The sequence below is a fragment of the Lysobacter sp. BMK333-48F3 genome (assembly GCF_019733395.1).
GTDB lineage: Bacteria > Pseudomonadota > Gammaproteobacteria > Xanthomonadales > Xanthomonadaceae > Lysobacter.
This window is the reverse complement of record NZ_JAIHOO010000001.1, coordinates 3,304,404-3,320,963: the sequence shown is the minus strand read 5'-3', so window position 1 is coordinate 3,320,963 and position 16,560 is coordinate 3,304,404. Positions and strand designations below refer to the sequence as shown.

General features: G+C 70.9%; 16 protein-coding genes. 2 read left to right on the top strand and 14 right to left on the bottom strand.

The features are described 5' to 3' along the window. Window positions 1-93: 93 nt before the first annotated feature. From K4L06_RS14245 to rpoE, 3 genes are all read right to left on the bottom strand, one after another. Window positions 94-1,659, bottom strand: a complete 1,566-nt coding sequence (locus K4L06_RS14245; RefSeq protein WP_255595137.1) for a Do family serine endopeptidase — start codon at window positions 1,657-1,659, stop codon at window positions 94-96. A 133-nt stretch (window positions 1,660-1,792) separates the two neighbouring features. Further along, the gene (locus K4L06_RS14240; RefSeq protein WP_221671994.1) at window positions 1,793-2,722 is read right to left on the bottom strand and encodes a sigma-E factor negative regulatory protein; all 930 of its coding nucleotides are present in this window, start codon (window positions 2,720-2,722) and stop codon (window positions 1,793-1,795) included. After that, window positions 2,722-3,324, bottom strand: coding sequence for an RNA polymerase sigma factor RpoE (gene rpoE, locus K4L06_RS14235; RefSeq protein WP_064748725.1), 603 nt, complete (start codon window positions 3,322-3,324; stop codon window positions 2,722-2,724). The genes K4L06_RS14240 and rpoE overlap by 1 nt, the downstream gene beginning before the upstream one ends. Before the next feature lie 235 nt (window positions 3,325-3,559). Here rpoE and K4L06_RS14230 point away from each other — a divergent pair, with 235 nt between their 5' ends. Beyond that, complete coding sequence (locus K4L06_RS14230; protein ID WP_221671993.1) at window positions 3,560-5,629, top strand: 3-hydroxyacyl-CoA dehydrogenase NAD-binding domain-containing protein; 2,070 nt, start codon at window positions 3,560-3,562, stop codon at window positions 5,627-5,629. 270 nt (window positions 5,630-5,899) lie between these two features. Here K4L06_RS14230 and K4L06_RS14225 read toward each other — a convergent pair whose 3' ends face one another. The 11 genes from K4L06_RS14225 to K4L06_RS14175 all read right to left on the bottom strand — a co-directional run bounded on the left by K4L06_RS14225 (window position 5,900) and on the right by K4L06_RS14175 (window position 16,060). After that, the gene (locus K4L06_RS14225) at window positions 5,900-6,259 is read right to left on the bottom strand and encodes a PilZ domain-containing protein (RefSeq protein WP_064748727.1); all 360 of its coding nucleotides are present in this window, start codon (window positions 6,257-6,259) and stop codon (window positions 5,900-5,902) included. Next, a complete protein-coding gene (locus K4L06_RS14220; RefSeq protein ID WP_221671992.1) occupies window positions 6,256-7,233 on the bottom strand; it encodes a DNA polymerase III subunit delta' in 978 nt (325 codons plus the stop codon). Before K4L06_RS14220 ends, K4L06_RS14225 begins: the two co-directional genes overlap by 4 nt. Continuing rightward, window positions 7,230-7,892 carry a dTMP kinase gene (gene tmk, locus K4L06_RS14215; protein ID WP_221671991.1) on the bottom strand — a complete coding sequence of 221 codons (663 nt, stop codon included), beginning with the start codon at window positions 7,890-7,892 and terminating at the stop codon, window positions 7,230-7,232. The genes K4L06_RS14220 and tmk overlap by 4 nt, the downstream gene beginning before the upstream one ends. Continuing rightward, window positions 7,889-9,037, bottom strand: coding sequence for an endolytic transglycosylase MltG (gene mltG / locus K4L06_RS14210; RefSeq protein WP_343225761.1), 1,149 nt, complete (start codon window positions 9,035-9,037; stop codon window positions 7,889-7,891). Before mltG ends, tmk begins: the two co-directional genes overlap by 4 nt. Before the next feature lie 349 nt (window positions 9,038-9,386). Further along, a complete protein-coding gene (gene fabF / locus K4L06_RS14205; protein WP_221671989.1) occupies window positions 9,387-10,637 on the bottom strand; it encodes a beta-ketoacyl-ACP synthase II in 1,251 nt (416 codons plus the stop codon). Window positions 10,638-10,792: 155 nt separating this feature from the next. Next, the gene (gene acpP, locus K4L06_RS14200; protein ID WP_031373652.1) at window positions 10,793-11,032 is read right to left on the bottom strand and encodes an acyl carrier protein; all 240 of its coding nucleotides are present in this window, start codon (window positions 11,030-11,032) and stop codon (window positions 10,793-10,795) included. A 128-nt stretch (window positions 11,033-11,160) separates the two neighbouring features. After that, the gene (fabG, locus tag K4L06_RS14195) at window positions 11,161-11,907 is read right to left on the bottom strand and encodes a 3-oxoacyl-ACP reductase FabG (RefSeq protein ID WP_221671988.1); all 747 of its coding nucleotides are present in this window, start codon (window positions 11,905-11,907) and stop codon (window positions 11,161-11,163) included. 190 nt (window positions 11,908-12,097) lie between these two features. Then, window positions 12,098-13,039, bottom strand: a complete 942-nt coding sequence (gene fabD, locus K4L06_RS14190; protein ID WP_221673636.1) for an ACP S-malonyltransferase — start codon at window positions 13,037-13,039, stop codon at window positions 12,098-12,100. 916 nt (window positions 13,040-13,955) lie between these two features. After that, the gene (locus K4L06_RS14185) at window positions 13,956-14,936 is read right to left on the bottom strand and encodes a beta-ketoacyl-ACP synthase III (protein ID WP_221671987.1); all 981 of its coding nucleotides are present in this window, start codon (window positions 14,934-14,936) and stop codon (window positions 13,956-13,958) included. A 287-nt stretch (window positions 14,937-15,223) separates the two neighbouring features. Continuing rightward, window positions 15,224-15,418 carry a 50S ribosomal protein L32 gene (rpmF, locus tag K4L06_RS14180; RefSeq protein ID WP_064748741.1) on the bottom strand — a complete coding sequence of 65 codons (195 nt, stop codon included), beginning with the start codon at window positions 15,416-15,418 and terminating at the stop codon, window positions 15,224-15,226. Between the two features lie 120 nt (window positions 15,419-15,538). Continuing rightward, entirely contained in the window at window positions 15,539-16,060 is a 522-nt protein-coding gene (locus K4L06_RS14175) for a YceD family protein (RefSeq protein WP_221671986.1), read from the bottom strand. A 128-nt stretch (window positions 16,061-16,188) separates the two neighbouring features. On the opposite strand from K4L06_RS14175, the gene K4L06_RS14170 reads away from it, so the two are divergent. Next, window positions 16,189-16,551, top strand: coding sequence for a hypothetical protein (locus tag K4L06_RS14170; RefSeq protein WP_221671985.1), 363 nt, complete (start codon window positions 16,189-16,191; stop codon window positions 16,549-16,551). Window positions 16,552-16,560: the final 9 nt, after the last annotated feature.

Here is a 16,560-nt window from a genome sequence, read left to right as displayed (position 1 = left end):
CGCGGCCGCAGCGGCGCGCCGGCGCCTGGGACGGGCGCCGACGCGGGCCGGGCGGCCCCGGCGATCAGCGGCCGGCGCCCGGCCGGCCGGGATTCACTTGCCCTCGCCGGCCTGGACCGCGATGAACTGGGTCGCGCCGCCGCGGCGCACCAGCAGCATCACCGTCTGGCCCGGACGGGTCCCGGCCAGGGCCCGCTCCAGCGCCGTGGCGCTGCCGACCGGGGTGCGGCCGACCGAGAGGATCAAGTCGCCGGGACGCACCCCGGCCTCGCCGGCCGCCGCGCCCGGGTCGCGCACCGCCACGCCCTCGCCGGCCTTCAGGCCCAGGCGCTGGCGGGCGGCCGGGTCGACGTCCTGGGCGGCGATGCCCAGGGCGTTGCCGCCGCTGCGCGAGGGCCCGGCCTCGCCGCCGTTGCCCGGGGCATCGTTGGCGGCCAGCGCGCCGTCGACGTTCAGTTCGTTGACCGCCACGGTCAGCTCGACCGTCTTGCCGTCGCGGAACACGCCGACCCGCGCCTTGCTGCCCGGCGCCAGGTTGCCGATCAGCGGCGGCAGGTCGCTGGACTCGTACACCGGGGTGCCGTTGACCGAGCGCACCACGTCGCCCGGCACGATCCCGGCCTTGTCCGCCGGACCGCCGTCCAGCACCTGGGCGATCAGGGCGCCGTTGCTGTCGGGCAGGCTCAGCGCGGCGGCCTTCTTCGAATCCATCGGCTGCACCACCACGCCGAGCTGGCCGCGGCTGACCTTGCCCTTGGCCCGCAACTGCTCGGCCGAGTTCATCGCCACGTCGATCGGGATCGCGAAGCTGACCCCCATGTAGCCGCCGGAGTTGGAGAAGATCTGCGAATTGATCCCGACCACCTCGCCGCCGGTGTTGAGCAGCGGGCCGCCGGAATTGCCCTGGTTGATCGCCACGTCGGTCTGGATGAAGGGCACGTAGCGCTGATCGGCGTAGGGATTGTTGCGGCCGACCGCGCTGACGATGCCGGCGGTGACCGAGTGGTCGAGGCCGAACGGCGAGCCGATCGCGACCACCCACTGCCCGGCCTTGGTGTGGCCGGCCTGGGCGGCGCGCAGGAACGGCAGGCCCTTGGCCTCGATCTTGAGCAGGGCGACGTCGGACTGCTCGTCGCTGCCGATCACCTTGGCCTTGAACTCGCGTCGGTCGGTCAGCTTGACCGTGACCGTGTCGGCGCCGTCGACCACATGATGGTTGGTCAGCACGTAGCCGTCCTGGGAGATCAGGAAGCCGCTGCCGATCGAGCGGCCGCCGCCGCGCGGCTGGCGCGGGCCCTGGCCGCCCGGGCCGGGGAAATCGGGACCGAAGAAGCGGCGGAAGAACTCGGGGATCTGTTCCTCGTCGGGCATGCCGCCGCGGGCGACCCGCTTGGGCGTGGTTTCGGCGCTGATGTTGACCACCGCCGGGCCGACCCGCTGCACCAGGGCGGTGAAGTCCGGCAGGCCGGTCACGATCGGCGCGGCCGGGGTCGCCGACGGCGGCGGCGCGATCGGGGTGGTCGGCGCCTGCGCCGTGCACGCCACGGGCAAGGCGACCGCGATCGCGCCGACCAGGGCCAGGGAATGCAGGGGGCGGCTGCGCGCGCGGCCGGCGGCCGGGGCGCGGGTCGACAGGCGGGGCATCGGGAAACGGGTCATGGAGCGGCCTCGTGACGATGGGGGTTGGGGGTGGATTACCAGCAACAGGAGCCCGTCGCGCGGCGCAGCCGCACAGGGACGGAATAAAGACAGCCAAAGACGGCCCGACCGGCGGCGCCGGCCGGGCCGGGGTTCAGCGCTGCGGCGCCCGTTCCGGGGCCGGCGGGCGCGCACGGCCCTCGTCGGCCGCGGCGGCGGGCTCGAACGGATAGAACGACGGCGACAGCGCGCTGCTGCCGTAGCTCGCGGTATAGCCGCTGTTGGCCGGGAAGTTCGGCAGCACCGCGCGCGGCCACGGCCGCGCCGCCGGCGCTTCGCTCTGCTGCGGGCGGAACGGGTTGTGCGCGGCGTCGGCCGAGGGCAGCGGCGAGGCGCCGCCGATCGCGGCGACCTGCACCGGCGCTTCGGCCTGGCGCTCGGCCGAGGCGCGCAGCGCGGCGCGCTGGCTCTGGCCGCGCGAGCGGCGTTCGTTCAGGCGCCGCGGCAGCTCGGCCACCGCGACCGCGGTCGCGGCCGCGCCGCCGGCCAGGGCCGAGGCGTCGCCCGAGGTCGCGGCCGGCGTGGCGGCGGGCGCCGCAGCGGGATCGGCCGCGGCCGGCGCCGAAGGCTGCGGCTGGGCCGGGGCGGCGGCCAGCGCCGGCACCGTGACCTGGGCCGGGTCGGCGCCGCCGGCGGATTCGTCGGAGAACGGACGCGCCACGAACAGGGCCGCGACCGCGACCGAGGCCGCCAACGCGGCGCCGCCGAACCAGCCGCGGCGGCTGCGCGAACGCTCGCGGATCGCCTCGGCCGGAGCCGCGGCGACGCTGTCGCGCGAGCGCTGGATCGCGGCCTCGGCGGCGATCGCGGCGGCGACGCGGTCGGCGAAATCGGCCGGCGCCACGCCCTGGGCGCGGCCGCGCAGCACGTCGCCGCACAGCTGCCAGCGGCCGCAGGCCTGGCGCCATTGCGCGTCGTGGCCGAGGCGCTTGAGCGCGAAGCGCGCGGCGTCGCCGTCCAGTTCGCCGTCGAACAGGGCGCTCAGGTTCTCGCCATCATCGCCATGGAAGGTGTTCGACATCATCAGTGCGCGCGCTCCCGGGTGTCCTGATTGTCCAGCAAGGGCCGAAGTTCGGTGTCGATCGCCTCGCGGGCGCGGAAGATCCGCGACCGCACCGTGCCGATCGGGCACCCCATCTTCTGCGCGATCTCGTCGTAGCTCAGGCCGTCCACCTCGCGCATGGTGATGGCGGCCCGCAGTTCCTCCGGCAAGGATTCGACCACCCGCATCACGGTGCGTTCGATCTCCTGCCGCAGCAGTTCGTGTTCCGGCGTATCGGTATCGCGCAGACGGATGCCGGCGTCGTACTGCTCGGCGTCGCCGGCGTCGATGTCGTCGGTCGGCGGCCGGCGGTTCTGCGCTACCAGGTAGTTTTTGGCGGTATTCACGGCGATACGGTGCAACCACGTATAGAACTGGGCGTCGCCGCGGAAGTTCGCCATCGCGCGGTAGGCGCGAATGAAGGTTTCCTGGGCCACGTCCTGGCATTCGCTCCAGTCGGGGATGTAGCGCCCGATCAACGCGGTGATCCGATGCTGGTACTTGCGCACCAAGGCATCGAAGGCCGCGCTGTCGCCGCGCTGGACACGCCTGACCAGCTCCTGGTCCAACTCATTCTCGGCCATACCGCGCCGGCACTCCTGTCAGCTCGGCCATGGCCGAACAATGGGACAACCCTGTCGGGGAAAAAGTTCAATCGCCGGATTAATGGGGTCGGCGGCGAACGCTCGCAACCGCCAAGTGTCACACAGCGGCCGGAGACTTGCCGTACGGACGGGCGCCGGAGCGAACGGATTTGACGGCGGCGAAACACAATCGGGATGATAGCGGCCTCCCCATACCTGAACGGATGGTGCGGCAATGACTGCAGCCCTCGACGGCCTCACCGCGTTTGACGGGCTCCGTGCCCGGCACTGGCACACCGAACTGCGCGCGGACGGCGTGCTGGTGCTCTCCTTCGACCGCGAAGGCGCGCCGGTCAACACCTTCGCCCAGGACGTGCTGATCGAACTCGACGGCCTGCTCGAGCGGCTGGCGCTGGACCCGCCCAAGGGCCTGGTGCTGCGCTCGGCCAAGAGCACCGGCTTCATCGCCGGCGCCGACATCAAGGAGTTCCAGTCCTTCGACCAGAAGGGCACGGTCGGCGACGCGATCCGGCGCGGCCAGCAGGTGTTCCAGCGCCTGGCCGAACTGCCCTGCCCCACGGTCGCGGCGATCCACGGCTTCTGCATGGGCGGCGGCACCGAAATCGCCCTGGCCTGCCGCTACCGCGTCGCCAGCAGCGACGGCTCGACCCGGATCGGCCTGCCCGAGGTCAAGCTCGGCATCTACCCGGGCTGGGGCGGCAGCGTGCGCCTGCCGCGCCTGGTCGGCGCGCCGGCCGCGTTCGACCTGATGCTGACCGGCCGCAGCCTGTCGGCGACGGCGGCGCGCGCGATCGGCCTGGTCGACAAGATCGCCGAGCCGGCGGTGCTGGTCGATACCGCCGCCGGCATCGCCCTGAACGGCGCGCAGCGTCCGTTCAAGCAGCGCTTCACCGCCTGGGCCAGCAACACCTGGCCGGCGCGCAAGATCCTCGCGCCGATGCTGGTCAAGCAGGTCGCGCGCAAGGCGCGCAAGGAGCACTACCCGGCGCCGTACGCGCTGATCTCGACCTGGGAACGCACCGGCGGCGGCGTGCAGGCCTTGCTGGCCGGCGAGCGCAAGTCGGTGGTCAAGCTGGCCTCGACCCCGACCGCGCGCAATCTGATCCGGGTGTTCTTCCTGCAGGAACGGCTCAAGGGCCAGGGCGGCAAGGACCACCGCATCAAGCACGTGCACGTGGTCGGCGCCGGGGTGATGGGCGGCGACATCGCCGCCTGGTCGGCCTACAAGGGTTTCGAAGTGACCCTGGCCGACCGCGAGCAGCGCTTCATCGACGGCGCGCTCGAACGCGCCCAGGCCCTGTTCGCCAAGAAGGTCAAGGACGACGGCAAGCGCGCCGCGGTCGCCGCGCGCCTGCGCAGCGACCTGGCTGGCGACGGCGCCGACGCGGCCGACCTGGTGATCGAGGCGATCATCGAAAAGCCCGAGGCCAAGCGCGAGCTGTACGCGCAGGTCGAGCCGCGATTGAAGGCCGAGGCGCTGCTGACCACCAACACCTCGTCGATTCCGCTCGACGAACTGCGCGGGCACATCCGCCGCCCGGCCCAGTTCGGCGGCCTGCACTACTTCAACCCGGTCGCGCTGATGCCGCTGGTGGAGATCATCCGCCACGACGCGATGGCGCCGGAGACCGAGCAACGCCTGGCGGCGTTCTGCAAGGCGATCGACAAGCTGCCGGTGCCGGTCGCCGGCAGCCCGGGCTTCCTGGTCAACCGGGTGCTGTTCCCGTACATGCTCGAAGCCGGCACCGCGTTCGCCGAGGGCATTCCGGGGCCGGCGATCGACAAGGCCGCGCTCAAGTTCGGCATGCCGATGGGCCCGATCGAGCTGATCGACACCGTCGGCCTGGACGTCGCCGCCGGCGTCGGCGCCGAACTGGCGCCGTTCCTGGGCCTGGAAGTGCCGGCCGCGCTGAGCAATGTCGAGCCGGGCAAGCGCGGCAAGAAGGACGGCCAGGGCCTGTACAAGTGGGAGAACGGCCGCGCCCAGAAGCCCGAGCTGGCCAAGGACTACAAGGCGCCGAACGACCTGGAAGACCGCCTGATCCTGCCGCTGATCAACGAAGCGGTGGCCTGCCTGCACGACGGCGTGGTCGCCGACCCCGACCTGCTCGACGCCGGGGTGATCTTCGGCACCGGCTTCGCCCCGTTCCGCGGCGGCCCGATCCAGTACGTGCGCGAAACCGGCGTCGACAACGTCCTCGCCCGCCTGCAGCAACTGCAGGCCCGCTACGGCCTGCGCTTCGCCCCGCGCCAAGGCTGGGATTCGCCGTTGCTGCGCAAGTAAGCGCGCATCGACGATGACGACGAAAAAGCCGCGCGAATGCGCGGCTTTTTTTGTTGCGCAGGGCGTCGTCGTGCGGGGCGCGGCCCTGTAGGAGCGGCGTGAGCCGCGACAACCGCAGCGACGTAATTCCATGCGCGGCCCGAAGCCCTGCTGCACGGCAAACAAGCGCCCCGAGTGTCCGGGCTCCGGCGATCGCGCTTGCGCACGTCGCTGCGGTTGTCGCGGCTTACGCCGCTCCTACAAAAAGCAGAAGCGGCTACACGAGGCGAATCACATCGTGTGGGTCGGCCGCTCGGCGTGGAGGGTGCCGGCCAGCAGGGCCTCGATCTTGCCCTTGACCGCGTCGCCTTCGGCGGTCTCGGCGAACTGCACCCCGATGCCCGCGGTGCGATGCCCCTGCGCCCCGGTCGGGGTGACCCAGACCACCTTGCCGGCCACCGGCATGCGTTCGCCGGACTCGGGCAGGGTCAGCAGCAGGAACACTTCGTCGCCGATGAAATAGCGCTTGGGCGTGGCGACGAAGATGCCGCCGAACTTGAGGAACGGCATGTAGGCGCTGTACAGCGCCGCCTTGTCCTTGATCGTCAGCGACAAGATGCCCTGCCGCGCTGCCCCTGCCGGTGCGTTCATGCCTTGCTTCCTCCTGCGCCGCGGCGCGCCTCGTCGGCGCGCCAGGCCATCAACAATTCGATAACCGCCAGATCGGCGCGTACCGTGGTCCGCAGCAGATCGCGGGTACGGTTGGCGCGATCGAACCAAGCCGCAAGACTGCGCGCGCGGCCCGGGTCGGTCAAGCCGCCGGCGGCTTCGGCCAACGCGATGTCCGACGCGTGTCGCAGACGCAGCGCGGCGTGCTCGTCGCCGACCCAGCGCTGGGCCACTTCCGGCGCCGAGATTTCGCCGCGGCCGAGCTTGGCCAGATCGGCGGCGACTTCGCGCCGCAGCTTCAGCCCGTCGCCGGTCAGCCACTCCTGGGCCAGCCCGGGATGCCCGCGCGCGGCGTCGAAGGCTTCGCCCGCGGCCGCTTCGGCATGGCCTTGCGCGCGCAGCCAGGCCAGCGCCTCGTCGTGCGGCGGCAGGCGGAACTCCAGCCGCTGGCAGCGGCTGCGGATGGTCGCCGGCAGCCGCGCCGGATGCGAGCTGACCAGCCACAGGTAGCGCCCCGGCACCGGCTCTTCCAGGGTCTTGAGCAAGGCGTTGCACGCCGCGTTGTTGATCGCGTCGGCCGGGTCGATGATCGCGATCTGCGCGCCGCCGTACTGCGGGGTCAGCGCCAGCCGCTCGGACAGCGAGCGGATCTGCTCGATCACGATCTCGGTGCGCAGCCGGGTGCCTTCCTTGTTCGGCACGAAGCTGACGAACTGGTAATCCGGATGGGTGCCGGCGTCCAGCAGCAGGCAGCTGCGGCAGCGATCGCAGGGCTCGCCGCCGGCGTCGGGTTCGCGGCACAGCAGGCCGCGCGCCAGGCGCTGCGCGACCGCGCGCTTGCCGAGCTGGGCCGGACCGCAGAACAGCAGGCCGTGGCCGAGCCGTCCGGCGGCGATCGAGGCCTTGGCCTGATCGTAGATGCGCCGCTGCCAGCTGGCGAAGGCCGGCGCGCTCATGCCTGCGCTCCGCCGGCCGGGGTGCGTGCGATCAGCGCGCGCAGCTGCGCCACCGCCTGCTGCGCGACCGCCTCGGCCGGCTGGCCGGCATCGATCACGGCGAAGCGCTGCGGCTCGGCCGCGGCGCGTTCGCGATAGGCATGGCGCACGCGCTCGAAGAAGTCGTTGCGCTCGCTTTCGATCCGGTCGGCGGCGCCGCGGCCGCGCGCGCGCGCCAGGCCGACGTCGACCGGCACGTCGAGCAACAAGGTCAGCGCCGGCCGCAGGCCGACCACGCGCAGCTCCAGCTCGGCGATGAACTGCAGGTCCAGGCCGCGCCCGGCGCCCTGGTAGGCGTAGCTGGCGTCGGTGAAGCGGTCGCTGATCACCCAGCGGCCGCGCGCCAGCGCCGGCTCGATGGCCGTGCGCACGTGCTGGGCGCGTGCGGCGAAGGCCAGCAGCAATTCGGTCTCCGGCGCCGCCGGCTCGTGATGGGTGTCGAGCATCAGGCCGCGGATCTGCTCGGCCAGCGGCGTGCCGCCGGGCTCGCGGGTGTAGACCGCGTCGATGCCGGCGTCTTCGAACGCGCTGCGCAGCGCGGCCAGCACGGTCGACTTGCCGGCGCCCTCGCCGCCTTCCAGGGTGACGAAACGCGCGCCGGTGCGCAGCGGCGCGCTCATCGGCGCGTCCCGTTCTGCGCCGGCGCGGCGGGCGCGGAAGCCGCGCCGTCCTGCTCGGCCTCCTCCAGCACCGCCTTGCCTTCTTCCGGCTGGCTGTGGGTGCGCTGCTGCCGGTAACGCTGCAGGTACAGGCGCACGTTGGCCTGGTGCTGGGCATAGGTCGCCGCGAACAGGCTGCGGCCGGTGCCGTCGCCGGCGGCGACGAAGAACAGCGCATCGCCCGGCGCCGGATTGGCCGCGGCCTTCAGCGCCGCCAGCCCCGGCATCGCGATCGGCGTCGGCGGCAGGCCGGTGCGGGTGTAGGTGTTGTACGGCGTGTCGGTCTGCAGGTCGCGCTTGCGGATGTTGCCGTCGTAGTTCGCGCCCAGGCCGTAGATCACGGTCGGGTCGGTCTCCAGCTTCATGCCCAGCTTGAGCCGGCGCTCGAACAGGCCGGCGATCTGCGGCCGCTCGGCGGCCAGGCCGGTTTCCTTCTCCACGATCGAGGCCATGATCAGCAGCTCGGCCGGGCTCTTGAGCACGCTGTCGCGGTCGCGGCCTTCCCAGGCCGCCTGCACCGCGCGGTCCATCGCCTGATGGGCGCGCTTGAGCACGTCCAGGTCGCTGTCGCCGCCGGTGTAGAGATAGGTCTCGGGCAGGAAGCGGCCTTCCGGATGCTGGCCGGGGCGGCCGATCGCCTTCATCAGCGCGGCGTCGTCGAGCTGCGCGGCGTCCTGTTTCAACGGCGCGGCGCGGGCCAGCGCCGCGCGCAGCTCGCGCATGTTCCAGCCGTCGACGATGGTGAAGCGGTGGCTGACGACCTTGCCGTCGCGCATCGCGGTCAACAGCTGGCGCGGCGTGGTGCCGGGCTCGAGCGCGTACTCGCCGACCTGCAGCCGGCCGGCCGCGCCCAACTGCTTGGCCAGCGCGCGCCATTCCAGCGCCTGGCCCTCCGCGACCCCGGCCGCGCGCAGTTTGCGCACCACCGCCGGCAGCGAATCGCCGCGCTCCACGCGCAGGCTCTCGCCCTTTTCCAGGCCGCTCATCGGCGCGTCGGCGAAACCCTGATAGCGCTGCCACAGCAACGCCCCGCCGGCGGCCAGCGCGGCCAACAGCAGCACGATCACGATCAGACAGCCGCAGCCGCGTTTGCCAGTCTTACCCACGACACCTCCAAGCCTACGATCCGAGCCGCCGCGCACCGGCGCGGACCGCGTCCGCGGCGCGGAGGCTCAGTCGTCGACCGTAGGCGGCGGGATGGGCTGCGCCGAGCCGGCGCCGCGTTCCGGCCGGGCCGGAGGCGGCGCGCGAACCGCTCGTCGAGCCGCGCCTGGGTCAGGATACCGCGCGCGGCGCGGCGGATGAAAATCGCTGCGAAACGGCGTGCGCCGGATCGCCGCACCGTGCGCAGGCCCGGCCTGCGGTACGGACGCCGGGCGCCGCAGTAGCGCCCGACACGGCGCAACCGGCGCGGCCGGCTGCGCATCGCCCCGCACGCAGCGCGGGGCGCGGACCTCAGACGCGCTTGAACACCAGGGTGCCGTTGGTGCCGCCGAAACCGAAGCCGTTGGACACGGCGATGTCGACCTTGGCTTCGCGCGCGGTGTTGGGCACGTAGTCCAGGTCGCAGCCCTCGCCCGGCTCGTCCAGGTTGATGGTCGGCGGAATGATGCCGTGGTACAGCGCCAGCACCGAGAAGATCGCCTCAGCGCCGCCGGCCGCGCCGAGCAGGTGCCCGGTCATCGACTTGGTCGAGCTGACCATGGTCTTGTAGGCGTGATCGCCCAGCGCGCGCTTGATCGCCAGGGTCTCGGCGAGGTCGCCGAGCGGGGTCGAGGTGCCGTGCGCGTTGAGATAGCCGACCTGGTCCGGGTTGATGCCGGCGTCGGCGAACGCCGCCGCCATGCAGCGCGCCGGGCCCTCGCCGTTCTCGCTCGGCGCGGTCATGTGGAACGCGTCCGAGCTGGCGCCGAAGCCGGCCAGTTCGCAGTAGATGCGCGCGCCGCGCGCCTTGGCGCGTTCGTACTCTTCCAGCACCAGGATGCCGGCGCCGTCGCCGAGGACGAAGCCGTCGCGCTCCTTGTCCCACGGCCGCGAGGCGCGGGTCGGGTCGTCGTTGCGGGTCGACATCGCCTTCATCGAGCAGAAGCCGCCGACCGAGGTCGGCGAGGAGCCGCGCTCGGCGCCGCCGGCGAGGATCACGTCGGCGTCGCCGTACTGGATCATCCGCATCGCCATGCCGATCGAATGGTTCGAGGTCGCGCAGGCCGACACGGCGGAGAAATTCGGGCCCTTGATGCCGGTCAGCAGCGAGACCTGGCCGGGCAGCATGTTGATGATCGTGCTGGGCACGTAGAACGGCGAGATCTTGCGCGGGCCGCCCTCGTGGTACTTGATGGTCTGCTCTTCGATGCCGAGCAGGCCGCCGATGCCGGAGCCGATCAGCGCGCCGATGCGCTCGGCGTTGGAATCGTCGACGACGATGCCGGCGTCTTCCAGCGCCATCAGCGAGGCGGCGACGCCGTAATGGATGAACTCCTCCATCTTCTTGGCGTCTTTCGGGTTCACCCAGCGGGTGATGTCGAAGTCGCGCACTTCGCCGGCGATGCGGGTGGTGAACAGGGCCGGATCGAAATGGGTGATCGGACCGATACCGGAGCGGCCGTTGACGATGCCGTCCCAGCTGCTGACGACGTCGTTGCCGAGCGGGGAGACGAGGCCGAGGCCGGTGACGACCACGCGGCGGTTGAAGGAACGGTTGGACATGCAACGCTACCTCTGCTGGATCCGTCTGCGGACGCTACGCCGGCGTATCGACCGGCCTGAAAAGCACGGGGCCGCAATGCGGCCCCGAGTTGTCGCTGTATGGCATGGCATGCCGTCCGCGAGCCGCCAAGGCGCATCGCGGACGAGCGGGCGCATTACGACTTGACGTGCGCCTTGACGTAGTCGATCGCCTGCTGCACCGAGGTGATCTTCTCGGCCTCTTCGTCCGGAATCTCGCACTCGAACTCTTCTTCGAGCGCCATCACCAGCTCGACCGTGTCGAGCGAATCCGCGCCGAGGTCGTCGACGAACGAAGCGTTGTTGGTGACTTCCTCTTCCTTGACGCCAAGCTGTTCGACCACGATCTTCTTGACGCGTTCTTCGATGCTGCTCATGGATGCTGCTCCTCCCGTGAGGGGTTTTTCGACGGAATAGTCTAATGGAATCGGAGGGTTTCGCGAGGGCCGGGCGCCTTTCGACGAAACCCCTTTGGGTTCAATCGCTTACAGCCTACGCCAAAGGCTCAGGGCATGTACATGCCGCCGTTGACGTGCAGCGTTTCGCCGGTGATGTAGCCGGCGCCGGGGCCGGCCAGGAACGCCACCGCGCGGGCGATGTCGGCCGGGTCGCCGAAGCGGCCCAGCGCGATCTGGTCGAACATGGCCTTTTTCGCGTCCTCGGGCAGGTCGCGGGTCATGTCGGTGTCGATGAATCCGGGGGCGACCACGTTCACGGTGATGCCGCGGCTGCCGATCTCGCGCGCCATCGACTTGCTGAAGGCGATCACGCCGGCCTTGGCCGCGGCGTAGTTGGCCTGGCCCGGGTTGCCGGTCACCCCGACCACCGAGGCGATGTTGATGATCCGGCCTTTGCGCGACTTCATCATCGCGCGCATCACCGCCTTGCTGGTGCGGTAGACGCTGCTGAGGTTGGTGTCGAGGATCGCCTGCCAGTCCTCGTCCTTCATCCGCATCAGCAGGTTGTCGCGGGTGATGCCGGCGTTGTTGACCAGGATCGAGATCGGGCCGACGGTCTTGGCGACCTCGTCGATCAGGCCCTCGACCGAGGCCGGATCGGCGACGTCGAGGACCCGGCCGTGGCCGCCGTGGCCGGCCAGGCGGGCGGCGATGGCCTGCGCGCCGGCTTCGCTGGTCGCGGTGCCGACGACGGTCGCGCCCTGGGCGGCGAGTTCGTCGGCGATCGCCGCGCCGATGCCGCGGCTGGCGCCGGTGACCAGCGCGATTTCGCCCGAAAGCGGGGTCGTGCTCATGCGTGTTTCACTCCGTAAAGGCTGCGGGCTCGTGGGTGGCGGCGCGGCGCCCGGTCGTGGTCGACCGCGGGCGGGCGCGGCGTCCCGCCTCCAGGCCGGCCGGCGCGCGCCACGAATCGGCGCGGTCAAGGCTACAGGCTGGGGGCCGGGGTTGAGTAGCGCAAGGGTCGGCGGTGTGCGACGGCCCGATTCAGCGCCAGTCCGCCAGCGCGGATTCGAACTCCGCCGGCGTGCCGATCGCGCGGCCGTCGATGGCCTTGTCGATGCGCTTGATCAGGCCGGCAAGCACCTTGCCGGGACCGCATTCGGCGATGCGCTGCGCGCCGCGCGCGGACAGGGCCTGCACGCAGCCGGTCCAGCGCACCGGCAGATAGAGCTGACGCACCAGGGCGTCGCGGATCGCATCCAGGCCGTCCTCGGCCTGGGCGTCGACGTTCTGCACCACCGGAATCGACGGCGCGCGCCAGTCCAGGCCGGCCATGGCTTCGGCCAGGCGGTTGGCGGCTTCGCGCATCAGCGGCGTGTGCGAAGGCACGCTCACCGCCAGCTTGACCGCCTTGCGCACGCCGGCTTCGGCGAGCCGGGTCAGGGCCTTGTCGACCGCGCCGGCGTGACCGCCGATGACGATCTGGCCCGGCGAGTTGTAATTGGCCGGCACCACCACTTCGGCGCCGGACACCGCCGCGCACACTTCCTCGACCAGCGCGTCCTCGGCGCCGAGCACGGCGGCCATCGCGCCGACGCCGGCCGGAGCCGCGTCCTGCATCAGTTGCCCGCGCAGGCGCACCAGGTGCGCGCCGTCGCGCAGCGACAAGGCGCCGGCCGCGACCAGCGCGCTGTATTCGCCCAGGCTGTGCCCGGCCAGCAGCGCCGGCTGCGCGCCGCCCTGCGCCTGCCACAGGCGCCACACCGCCACGCCCGCGGCGAGCAGCGCCGGCTGGGTGAACTCGGTGCGGTTGAGCTGTTCTTCCGGGCCGCCCTGGCTCATTGCCCACAGATCGACGCCGGCGCCGTCGCTGGCTTCGGCGAAGGTTTCTCGGATCTGCGGATGCAGTTCGGACAGCTCGGCCAGCATGCCCAGCGACTGCGAGCCCTGGCCCGGGAAAACGAAAGAAAGGCGCTGATCGGTCACACGTGCCGCCACATCGAAGGGATGGCGAATCATACGGGCGAACGCTTGCGAACGTCTGTACCGGGCGGTACGGCGTCACGCCGCGTCGCAGACTGCCGCGATCCGTCGCAGAACCTCGCTGCGGCGCGGAAAACCGCACCGCCACCGATGGCGCAGGGCGATCCGGGCGAACCACCCCGGGTTTGCCGGTTCGGGCCGATCAACGCGATGGCACATATCGCCCCCTATCCGGACCTTTTGCAGGAGCCGCGCACAGCAGTTGCCGTTAGCCGTTAGCCGTTAGCCGTTAGCGGTTAGCGGTTGCGGTTGCCGTTGCCGTTGCCGTTGCCGTTGCCGTGAAGAGCTTGGCGCGGTTTCGATCTCGCGAGAACACCCTGAAGCCCCGAAGGGCGGGCCGCATGGATGCGGCCCGTGCGTAGCCAGGCCAGGGATGGCCTGTGCGGAGCAGCCCCGCGCAAGCTCCGTCCCATAGTGGCTCTTGATTCGAAACAGGAACGGCGTTTTCTTTGGTTACTTTCTTTGTCGCCTTGGACAAAGAAAGTGACCCGGCCGCTTGCGGACGGAAGCTTTGCTTTAGAGGCTCTAAGGCTTTGGAAACCTTCGAACGACAAACGGCGCGAGACCGTAGCAGCGCGGTCGCGGCTTGCGCCGCTCCTACCCTGCGATGGTTTCGAGCTTCGATCCATGGCGTCGGCCTTGGTTCTTCTGCGCGTCCCGTGGTCGCGGCTTACGCCGCTCCTACAGGGGGCTAGGACAAAGACGCGGCGAACGGGCGGGATGGCGGGCGCGGCTTGCGACCGAAGGAAATCTCTGGTGGGACGTCGCTGCTACACAAATGCGCAAGATCAAAAACGCAAAAGGCCGGCTCGCGACGAATCGCGGCCGGCCCCGGCGAAGCAACAGCGGGATGCGAAGATCAGTAGCGCAGCAGCGCCGAGCCCCAGGTGAAACCGCCACCGAAGGCTTCCAGCAGCAGCAACTGGCCGCGCTGGACCTTGCCCGAGCGCACCGCCTCGTCCAGCGCCAGCGGCACCGACCCGGACGAGGTGTTGCCGTGGCGGTCGACGGTCACGATCACCCGCTCCATCGGCATGTCCAGGCGCTTGGCCGTGGCTTCGATGATGCGCAGATTGGCCTGGTGCGGAATCAGCCAGTCGATCTCGTGACGGTCCAGGCCATTGGCTTCCAGGGTCTCTTCGACCACCGAGTCCAGCGCCTTGACCGCGTGCTTGAACACTTCGTTGCCGGTCATCAGCACGCGCACGCCGGCGTTGTGCTCTTCGGGCTTGAAACCGGCCGAGACGCCGACCGGATTCCACAGCAGCTCCTTCTTGCCGCCGTCGGCGTGCAGGTGGGTGCTGAGGATGCCGGTCTCGCTGTCGGCCTTGAGCACCACCGCGCCGGCGCCGTCGCCGAACAGCACGCAGGTGCCGCGGTCGTTCCAGTCCAGCATCCGGGTCAGGGTTTCCGAGCCCACCACCAGCACGGTCTTGGCCGCGCCGGAACGGATGAACTTGTCGGCCACGGTCAGCGCGTAGACGAAGCCCGAGCAGGCCGCGTTGACGTCGAACGCCGGGCAGCCGTCGGCGCCCAGGCGGTGCTGCAGCAGGCAGGCGCTGGACGGGAAAATCAGGTCGGGGGTGGTCGTGCCGAGCACGATCAGGTCGATCTCGCTGGCCGCTACGCCGGCGGCTTCCAGCGCACGCACCGAGGCGTGGTAAGCCAGGTCGACGGTGGTCTCGCCCTCGGCCGCGATATGGCGCTCGCGAATGCCGGTGCGGGTCGCGATCCATTCGTCGCTGGTATCGACCAACTTGGCCAGGTCGGCGTTGGTCAACACCTTTTCCGGCAGGTAGCTGCCGGTACCCGCGATGCGGGCGTAAATCCGATCTGTCATCACCACTCCGCGGCGTTGCCGTGTAGGGGCCCGCTCAGGCTGCGCACGCCGCGATGCAGCGTCGTCGCCGGACGCAGGCCGCCGAAGTCATCAGTGCCACAAACGCAGGCCGCCAGCGTGAGCTGGCGGTGGAACGGTGCCGCGACGGCCGCAGGTCTGAATTCGGACGCGCCGCCGCGGGCGGCGGAGCGGATCGGCGCCGGCGTGGGGATGCGCTCCCGGCCGCCGGCCCAGATCGGCGGCGACGCGCGCCGGAAACCGGGCGCACGTCGCGGCGCGAACGAAGATTATTCTTCGTCGACGATGCGGGTCTTGGTCTCGATGACCTTCTTGCCGCGGTAGTAGCCGTCGGCGGTCACGTGGTGGCGGATGTGGGTCTCGCCGGTGGTCGGGTCGGTGGCCAGCTGCTTGCTGGTCAGCGCGTCGTGGGCGCGGCGCTGGCCGCGACGGGACGGGGTAACGCGGGACTTCTGAACAGCCATGGTCTTGCTCCGGAAAAGCGGTGGAAACCTGAGGTGGATAGCGTAGCCCGATTCGCAGGAACGGCTTGCTGCTTCGCCTGCAGGTCGGAGTGGAACGAAAAGGGTGAAACCGGTCTTGCGTCAGTTCTTCTTCAGCGAGGACAGCACCGAGAACGGATTGGCCGCGTCCTGTTCGGCCTGGGGGGCCTCCCATTCGCGCTCGACCGCCTCGCTGCCGGGCGCCATCGGCACCACCGGAACGGCGAGGATCAGTTCGTCCTCGACCAGCTCCACGGGCCGCAGCATGCCGTCGTCGGGCATCAGCAGCGGCTCGTAGCCCGGCGGCAACGCGGCTTCGTCGGCCTCGTCGCGGATCAGCCCCAGCCGCTGCACGATCTGCACCGGCAACAGGAACCGTTCCAGCGAGCGCTGGCACAACAGCGGCAACTGCGCGTCGATCTTCAGTTCGACGTAGGGCACCTGCAGCGCGTCGCTGTCGAAATCCAGCGAAAAGCTGACTTCGCCTTCGGCGTCGACCAGGCTGTCGCGCAGCCGGACGAAATCCGACAACGGCACACGGCCTTCCACGCCGCGCCGTGCCGCCACCAGGCGCCAGGCATCGAGGACGTCGGGCACCCGCCCAGATGGCACATCGGCTGACATAAGCCGCGGAATGGTAGAGACCCCGCCCCCCGCTGTCAAACCGTAAGCCCCGGCCGGCGCAGGGGATTTGCCGCCGCCCCCGCCACGCGTGCAGACTTTCCGGCCTCCCGCCGAGCGAAGCCGCCCCCTTGATCCTCTTCCTGCTGCTGACCCTGGTCGTGCTGGCGGCGCTGGCCGCGGCCGCCGTCGTGGTGCTGGGGCCGGTCCGGCGCCAGCGCGCGGTGCGCGAACTGCTCGATGCCGCCGACGCCCTGGAGGCCCGCTTGCGCGCCGCCCGGGCCGAGATCGAGGCGGTCGCCGGCGACGAGGGCCGCGACCCGGTCGGCGAGGCGATGCGCGAGATGCTGCGCCAGCGCCTGTGGCTGCGCGAGTACGGGCGCCGCGCCAGCCTGGCCCAACTGGCCGAGGTGCGCAGTTCGATCGATGCCGCGCGCGACCGGATCGAGCAGCAATTGAACCAGATCGAGCGCGCGCGTCTGCCGACCGGCTGAGACGTCGGC